Genomic DNA, 7,392 nt, shown 5'->3' with positions numbered 1-7,392 from the left:
ATAGTCAGCGGTGTCGGACCCCTCCGTCCCGGCGCGCGAGCGCGCCGGGCCACCTCCCCACTGCGTGGAGAGGTGAAACGGTGTCCGCTCACCTCTCCAGCGCAGCCGGGGAGGGGGACCATGCGGAGCATGGTGGAGGGGTAGAAGCGCGCTTACCCGCCCCGGCGGATCAGTTCATCGGCGAGGTCGGCCGTAAGGTAGCCGTCGGCGAGGCGATTGTTGGCGATCTGCCAGCGGCGCAGGGCGGCGCGGGTGTTGGCGCCGACGACGCCGTCGATGCCCTGGGTGTCGAAGCCCAGCGCTGTCAGGGCGCGCTGGGCGCCGATGCGCTGCTCGCGCGACAGGGGGGCGTCATTGGGCCAGGTCGCGGTGAGGGCCGGCTTGCCCTGGATGCCGTCGGCCGTCAGGCCGATGGCCAGCGCATAGCTGACCGAGTTGTTGTAGGCGCGGATGACATAGTGGTTCGGCAGGGCCAGGAAGGCCGGACCGCGCGCGCCCTGCGGCAGCAGGATGGTGGCGTTCTCCATCGCCTCGGCGTCGTTGGGCGAGCCGCCGTTGGCCAGTCGCACGCCCTTGCCGGACCAGTAGCGCCAGTTGTGGCGCGGGCCCTCGGCCTCGGCATAGTCGAAGCCGGAGGGAAGGGTGACTTCGTAGCCCCAGGTCTGGCCGCGCTTCCAGCCGGCCTGGGCCAGCAGGTTGGCGGCCGAGGCGAGGGCGTCGGCGTCCGAGCCCCAGATGTCGACATGGCCGTCGCCGTTCTGGTCCACGCCGAGGCGCAGATAGTTGTCCGGCATGAACTGGGTCTGGCCCATGGCGCCGGCCCAGCTGCCCTTGAGGCCCGCGCGGTCGCGGCGGCCGTCGACGACGATGTCGAGCGCATTCTTCAGCTGGCCCTCGGCCCAGTCGCGGCGGCGGCCGTCATAGGCCAGCGTAGCCAGCGAGCGGATGACATCGTTGTCGCCCTGGACCTGACCGAAGGAACTTTCCTGCGCCCAGATGCCGACGAGGATTTCGGACGGCACGCCGTAACGCTGGACCACCTCCCACGGCACGCGGTCGGTGCGCTGGCGGGCCTGGGCGATGCGGGTCGCGGTGACGGCGTTCTGGACATAGGCGCCGGCGGGGCGGCTGAACTCGGGCTGGTTGCGGTCCAGACGAATGACGGTGGGGTCGGGAGTGAGGCCGGCCAGCTCACGTTCGTACTGGGCGCGACGCACGCCGCCGTGGCGCGCGAGGAAGCCCTGCTTCCAGCCGTCGAAGCCGGCCTGGTCCGGAACGCCGGGCTGGGCCGTCGGCGGTGCCGGACGCTGCGGCTCGGGTTGCTGCGGCGCAGGTTCGGGCGCGGTGGGGAGAACCGGCGGCGGCTCGGGCAGCATCGGCGCGCAGGCGGCAACGGTGCCGATCAGGAGAAGGCGAAGGCTGATACGCATGATCAAGAGTCTAGTGTCCCCGACGTCGCTCGCGTCATAACAAGTGCGCGAGTCCTTTAGTCGCCATAAAGCGCCCGTGTGGCGAAAGCGTTGCCGTGACGCTCCCCATTTCGGGTGGTTAACCCTTTTTGTTGTTGGACTGGTGAGTACGGCGGGCGTATCCGGGATTGTCCTCTGATACGGCCTGGTGGCGGAGGGGCTACGCGGCGGAGGTGCAACTCCGCAGACCCTCCGTTCAACTCGGAGGCCAGGCCTCCATCCTCTTTATTAGTGCGCTAACGCTCGCCACACGGTGGCTCGCTGCTTGAGCGCGGATGGGGGCTCACTCTCAATCACCACGCCGTCACCCTCGGGCTTGACCCGAGGGTCTGACGTCGGGCGTGCTGGGTTTCAGAGATGCCCCTCCCCGCCGGTGAGCAGCCCGTCGTGCATTTGAGCCGGCTCTTTCCTCCGACCCTCGGGTCAAGCCCGAGGGTGACGGTACAAAGGGGTTGGAATAGGAGGCCGTTGGCGGTTGACCTCTCTCCGACTCCTCTCTATACGCACCGCTCCGCCGCAGGCTCGTCCCGCGGCTTTCTTATTTTGATTTGCCTCAGGACGACGACCATGAAGGTCCGCAGCTCGCTCAAGTCGCTCAAGGGTCGCCACCGCGACTGTAAAGTCGTGCGCCGCAAGGGCATCGTGTACGTGATCAACAAGACCGACCCGCGCTTCAAGGCCAAGCAAGGCTAAGCAGGGTTTGCGCCGGGTTCGGCGCGGTCTTGAAATGAACAGGGCTGCGGACTTGTCCGCAGCCTTTTTCGCGTCCGGCGTTGAGTCGGCCGCAAGGGCGTGGTTAGCGTCCCGCCTGATTTAATGGAGTTCCCCCCATGGCCGATGACGCCGCCTTCGACTCGTCGCCCGACGTCCTGACCGCCACGGCCCAGGGCCGTCTGCGCACCATCATCGAACGTCTGGAGCGCCTCGAGGAGGACAAGCAGGCCGTCATGACCGACATGAAGGAGGTCTTCGCCGAGGCCAAGGGCGAGGGCTACGACGTCAAGGTGTTGCGCAAGGTCATCCGCATCCGCAAGCAGGACAAGGCCAAGCGGCAGGAGGAGGAAGCGATCCTCGACCTGTACCTGTCGGCGCTCGGCGAGGTCTGAGCCTGAAGCGAACCGGCTTCGGCGGAGGCGGGAAGGGCGGTTCGAAAAAGCCGCCCGCGAGCCCGTTCGAGGCGGAGCGGAAAGCCAGTCAACGGGCGGCCCTGAACGCCCTGAAACGCGCCCGCCGCTCGGCAGAGAAGGCGGGCGTTTCGCTGTCCGAATGGGAGGGTGAGTTCCTGGACTCGGTCAGCGAGCGGGTGAAGGAACATGGCCGCGCCTTCGGCGACCCCGAGCTGGGAGCGCCGGGTCAGGCCCTGTCGGCCATGCAGGGGCGCAAGCTGAAAGAGATCGCCGCCAAGGCGAAGGGCGAGGAGCCGAAGCGGCGGTGGGGGCGGAAGAAGCCGGTTTCGGAGTAGGGGCTACCCCTCCGTCTCGCCGCGCGAGCGAGTAGCTCACCTCTCCACCGAAGGTGGGGAGGGGGACCACCGGCAAAGCCGGTGGGGGAGGGGTCAAATCAGAACAAAATCTTCCGGAACGTCAGGCTGACCACGCGACCTTGCGGGTCGAGGTAGTCGGGCTGGTAGTTCAGCGGGGTGTCGCCGTCGCTGGAGGTGACCTCCAGACGGGTGTCGAAGATGTTCTGGACGCCCAGCTGCAGGCGTGAGCCGCGCAGGATCGGGTATTTCTCGATCCAGCTGGTGCGCTGGTTCAGGTCCATGAAGACGTTGAGGTTCACCGTCGTCTGGTCTGAGAACTCCAGATCCGGGCCGGTCGTGCCGTTGATGCGGGTGCCCTCGCGCCAGTTGGCGTTCATGAAGGCGCCGAAGCCGTTGCGGAACACGCCGCCCTGCAGCTGGATCTCGTTGCGCGAAGTGCCGCCGCGGGTCGAGGTGGCGTCGCCGTCCAGCAGGTCGAGCGTCGGCAGGCCGTCGGCGATCGTGATCTCATCGACGAAACGGTAGGTGTGATAGAGCGACAGGTTGAAGCGGCCCTGTCCCGGCTGCATCGAGAAGCGACGCCCGCCGCCCGGTCCGCCGGGGCCTCCGCCCATGCGGAACTGGCCGCCGCCGCCCGGAGGCGGACCGGCGCCGGGGCCGCCCGACGAGATGATCATCACGCCGCCGCCGCCCGGAACCGGAGGACGGGCGCTGCCCGGCTGGCCCGGCAGGGGCGTGGACTGCGGCGTCGGCGTGCCGAACGCCTGCGAGTAGTTGATCCCCGTGCGCAGATCCTGCCGCTCGTACTTCTGGAAGTTCAGCGGGCGGGAATCGACCGACAGCAGGTTGCCGTCAGTGTCTCGCACGAATCGGCCGGGCAGGGCGGCCTCGAGCTGTTCGGTGATGGCCGGGAAGCTGGCGAGATAGTCGTCCGTACGGCTGTAGGTCCAGGTCGACATGACGCTGAAGTCCCGCTCGCTGAACGGGCGCAGGGTGACGCCCGTGCGGAGGACCGTGCGGTTGTCGGCGTTCAGGTCGGGATTGCCGCCGGTGATCTGGTTGACCAGCACGGTCTGGCCGGTGCGGAAGTCGAAGACCGGAGTGTTGGGCGTGGTGATGATCGGGTCGTTCAACTGGCCGATCGACGGGGCCCCCTGCTCGTCGGTGTAGTTGACGAGGAAAGACAGCTGCTCGATCGGCGACCAGTTGACGCCGAGGCCGAAGGTGTTGAGGCCGCCGAAGTCGGACAGTTCCTCGTAGCCGGCGTTCAGGTTGACCGACAGGTCGCCCAGGCCGGTGAGGACCTCACGGCGGCGGCTGGCGATCGGAATGCTGAAGCTGGCCTGGACGTTGCCGCGGTCGCGCGACTGCGAGCGGTCGGTGAGGACATAGGCGCCGGTCTGGGCGTTGTAGCGGGTGCTGGTCGAGTCCAGCGAGCGGGTGTCCGCTCCGACCTTGAAGGTCGAGCTTACGCCGCCGGCGGGCAGTTCGAAGACGTCGCCGTTCAGGACCAGCTCGGCGGCCAGGCTCTGGGAGACCGAGTTGGCGGTATCGGGCGCGATCAGGCCGAAGTCCCACGGGCCGAAGGTCCCGAACGGATTGGCCGTCGGATCGTTGGCGTTCAGACGGTTCTGGAACGGCGTGTTCAGATAGCCGCGGCCGGTCGTGGTGTCGGTCTCGACGCGGTTGTAGTCGGTGCTGAAGGTCCAGCGCCAATCCTCGCCGATGAAGCCATCCAGCAGCACGCCCAGTTCGGCGGTCAGGGTGTCGGTGCGGCGGCGCAGGGAGTCGGCGTCCTGGATGTAGCGCTGCACCACCTGGGGATCGGGCGAGGTCGAGAAGGGGCTGGTCGAGGGGATGGTCAGGCTGACGCCCGGGAAGCCGTTGAAGCTGCGGCTGGAGTTGTCCTGCAGGCTGGCGCTGATGGTGCCCTGGGTGGTGCTGTTCAGGTCGCGCTTCATGGTGCCGCGGACCGTGGTGCGCTCGGTCTCGGCCATCAGGGTGCGGTAGGCGCCGATGTCTTCCGTGCCGGGATCGCCTGCGACACGCTCGCGGGTGATGTCGCGCTCGCTCTCGAACAGGGGCGTGACGTTCTCGTGCTCGAGATCCATCGACCAGCGGTTGGCGCCGGCGATGCGCAGGATGTTGCCCTCGATCTCACCGACGGTGCGCCCGCCCTGGGTCGGGCGGCGGGTGGTCAGTTCGGAGGTCAGGGAGTTGAAGTTGTTCTTCAGGACGAAGTTCACGACGCGCTGCTCGGCGCGATAGCCGAACTGCAGGGCGACTTCCTCGGGCAGGATGTCCGTGCGCTCGATGGCCTCGGTCGGGATGCCCATGATCTCGCGGAAGCCGGAGATGCGGCGGCCGTTGACCAGGAAGACGGGCTGCAGGTCCGTGCGGCCGCTGGAGGAGCGGGTCAGCGGCTCCAGATAGGTCATCAACTCGGCGATGTTCGAGGCGCCGTAGGCCTGGATCTGCTCGGCCGAGAGGGTGACGTCCGCCGGAATGTCGGTGTCGACCGCGCCGCGGGGGCGGGCGCCAGTCACCGTGGTGGTGCCCAGGTCGTAGGCTTCCTCGTCGTCGACCGCGGTCGCGGCGGGTGCGGACTGCTGCTGCGGCGGCGTGGTCTGCGCGGGGCGGACCTGCTGAACCGGCGCGGCCTGGATCGAGCCGGCCATCAGGCCGTAGAGGGCGGTAGTGACGAGAAGCATACGGAGAACCCCGGGGAGATAACGCAGAGCAAACGTCCCGGGGCGGTGTTTCCGTCGCATTTCAGCGGTGAAACCTGATCCGGGTGTGTCTCCTGCGCACACGTTCTCCGTTCCTCTCCGGCAGCGTCGGAGAGGGCCAGTGAACTTTCTGTCAGACTTCAGGCTTCGCCGTGACGTTGCATAAATGCGTCAGACGGCGTCCTTCAAAGCCCCTTCCAGGCCTTGCTCGCGCACCTTTCGGTAGAGCGTCGAGCGACCGATGCCCAGACGACGGGCGATCTCGGACATGTGGCCGGCGTAGACCTCGATCGCGTGCTGGATCAGGTCGCGCTCGATCTCCTCCAGCGTCCGCAGGTGGCCACGGTCGTCGAGGATGCGGATAGGCGCCTCGGGGAGGGGCGGCAGCTCGTGCAGGGGCACGACGTTGCTGGCGACGACGGCGGCTGATGTCTCTGCCGGCATGTCCGACGCCGGCAGGGCGAGGCCCGAGATGGCCGGGAAGTCGTGCGGCTGCAGGAACGGCGCATCGGACAGGATGATGGCGCGATAGATGGTGTTCTCGAGCTGGCGGACGTTGCCGGGCCAGTCGAACGCCTGCAGCAGGGCGGTGGTCTCGGGCGAGCAGCCGGCGACGCGCTTGCCTTCCTCAACGTTGAAGCGGGCGATGAAATGGTCGACCAGGGCCGGAATGTCCTCGCGCCGGTCGCGCAGCGCCGGGGCCTCGATCGGGAAGACGTTCAGGCGGTAGAACAGGTCCTCGCGGAAGCGGCCCTCACGCACCTGATCGTTCAGGTCACGGTTGGTGGCCGACAGGATGCGGACGTCGACCTTGACCGAGCGCTTGGAGCCGACCGGGTCGATCTCGCCTTCCTGCAGCGCGCGCAGCAACTTGACCTGCATGTCCAGCGGCAGCTCGCCGATCTCGTCGAGGAACAGGGTGCCGCCCGAGGCCTCTGCGAACTTGCCCAGATGCTTGTCGGTGGCGCCGGTAAAGCTGCCCTTCTCGTGACCGAACAGGATGGACTCGACAAGATTGACGGGCAGGGCGCCGCAGTTGACCGCCACGAACGGTTTTCCGGCGCGATCGGAGGCGCCGTGCAGGGCGCGGGCGATGACTTCCTTGCCGACGCCGCTTTCGCCGGTGATCAGCACCGGAATACCCGATTTCGCTGCGCGCGCGCCGAGCGACTTGACCATGCGCATGGCGGGGCTGGAGCCGACAAGGTCGTCGAAAGAGGTGCGGCCGGAGACGTGTTTCTTCAGGCGGCCGACCTCGGCCGTCAGCTGGGTCAGCTGCAGGGCATTGCGGACGCCGACCAGAAGGCGCTCGGCCGACACCGGCTTGACGAAGAAGTCCTGCGCGCCGGCCTGCATGGCCTTGACCACGGCCTCGACTCCGCCAGAGGCGGTCAGGACGATGACCGGGGTGGCGACGCCTGCGGTGCGCATCTCGGCAAGAGCCTCAAGACCGCTCATGCCCGGCATGACCATGTCCAGCAGGACCACATCGGCGCCGCCGCCCTTGGTCAGACGGTCGATCGCCTCGCCGCCCGAGCCGGCGTGCACGACGTCGTAGCCCTCGCGCTCCAGCACGGCCTGCGCCAGACGGCGCTGGGTCGGATCGTCGTCAACCACCAGGACGGTACGGGCCATTCGGACACCCCTCGAAACATCACTGCCGGCCAGCCCTCATACGGTGGAGCTGGCTCATTCCGGGACGTTTTAACCG

The 7,392-nt window shown here is 67.8% G+C and carries 6 protein-coding genes; 3 read left to right on the top strand and 3 right to left on the bottom strand.

All coding sequences use genetic code 11. The features are described from left to right. Positions 1 to 152 precede the first annotated feature (152 nt). The gene (locus ABDZ95_RS07655) at positions 153 to 1,430 is read right to left on the bottom strand and encodes a lytic murein transglycosylase (protein WP_343792347.1); all 1,278 of its coding nucleotides are present in this window, start codon (positions 1,428 to 1,430) and stop codon (positions 153 to 155) included. A 606-nt stretch (positions 1,431 to 2,036) separates the two neighbouring features. Between ABDZ95_RS07655 and ykgO the strand changes: the two genes are divergently transcribed. From ykgO to ABDZ95_RS07640, 3 genes are all read left to right on the top strand, one after another. Next, complete coding sequence (gene ykgO / locus ABDZ95_RS07650; RefSeq protein WP_056453617.1) at positions 2,037 to 2,162, top strand: type B 50S ribosomal protein L36; 126 nt, start codon at positions 2,037 to 2,039, stop codon at positions 2,160 to 2,162. Between the two features lie 137 nt (positions 2,163 to 2,299). Then, positions 2,300 to 2,575 (top strand): nucleoid-associated protein GapR, encoded by a 276-nt coding sequence (gapR, locus tag ABDZ95_RS07645; protein ID WP_343792345.1) that lies wholly within the window; start codon positions 2,300 to 2,302, stop codon positions 2,573 to 2,575. A gap of 101 nt (positions 2,576 to 2,676) precedes the next feature. Then, complete coding sequence (locus ABDZ95_RS07640; protein ID WP_343792535.1) at positions 2,677 to 2,931, top strand: hypothetical protein; 255 nt, start codon at positions 2,677 to 2,679, stop codon at positions 2,929 to 2,931. A gap of 98 nt (positions 2,932 to 3,029) precedes the next feature. On the opposite strand, the gene ABDZ95_RS07635 is transcribed toward ABDZ95_RS07640, so the two are convergent. Beyond that, a complete protein-coding gene (locus ABDZ95_RS07635) occupies positions 3,030 to 5,663 on the bottom strand; it encodes a TonB-dependent receptor (protein ID WP_343792343.1) in 2,634 nt (877 codons plus the stop codon). A gap of 189 nt (positions 5,664 to 5,852) precedes the next feature. Next, on the bottom strand, positions 5,853 to 7,316 hold the full coding sequence (locus ABDZ95_RS07630; protein WP_343792341.1) for a sigma-54-dependent transcriptional regulator: 1,464 nt from the start codon (positions 7,314 to 7,316) through the stop codon (positions 5,853 to 5,855). Between the last annotated feature and the right edge of the window lie 76 nt (positions 7,317 to 7,392).

The organism is Brevundimonas kwangchunensis, assembly GCF_039523815.1.
GTDB classification, from domain to species: domain Bacteria; phylum Pseudomonadota; class Alphaproteobacteria; order Caulobacterales; family Caulobacteraceae; genus Brevundimonas; species Brevundimonas kwangchunensis.
Note: the sequence above shows the minus strand (reverse complement) of the source record. Positions and strands in the feature narration are given on the sequence as shown.

Coding starts and splice junctions, on each gene's coding strand:
- ABDZ95_RS07630 (WP_343792341.1), bottom strand. CDS start 7,316: ATGGCCCGTACCGTCCTGGTGGTTGACGACGATCCGACCCAGCGCCGT.
- ABDZ95_RS07635 (WP_343792343.1), bottom strand. CDS start 5,663: ATGCTTCTCGTCACTACCGCCCTCTACGGCCTGATGGCCGGCTCGATC.
- ykgO (WP_056453617.1), top strand. CDS start 2,037: ATGAAGGTCCGCAGCTCGCTCAAGTCGCTCAAGGGTCGCCACCGCGAC.
- gapR (WP_343792345.1), top strand. CDS start 2,300: ATGGCCGATGACGCCGCCTTCGACTCGTCGCCCGACGTCCTGACCGCC.
- ABDZ95_RS07655 (WP_343792347.1), bottom strand. CDS start 1,430: ATGCGTATCAGCCTTCGCCTTCTCCTGATCGGCACCGTTGCCGCCTGC.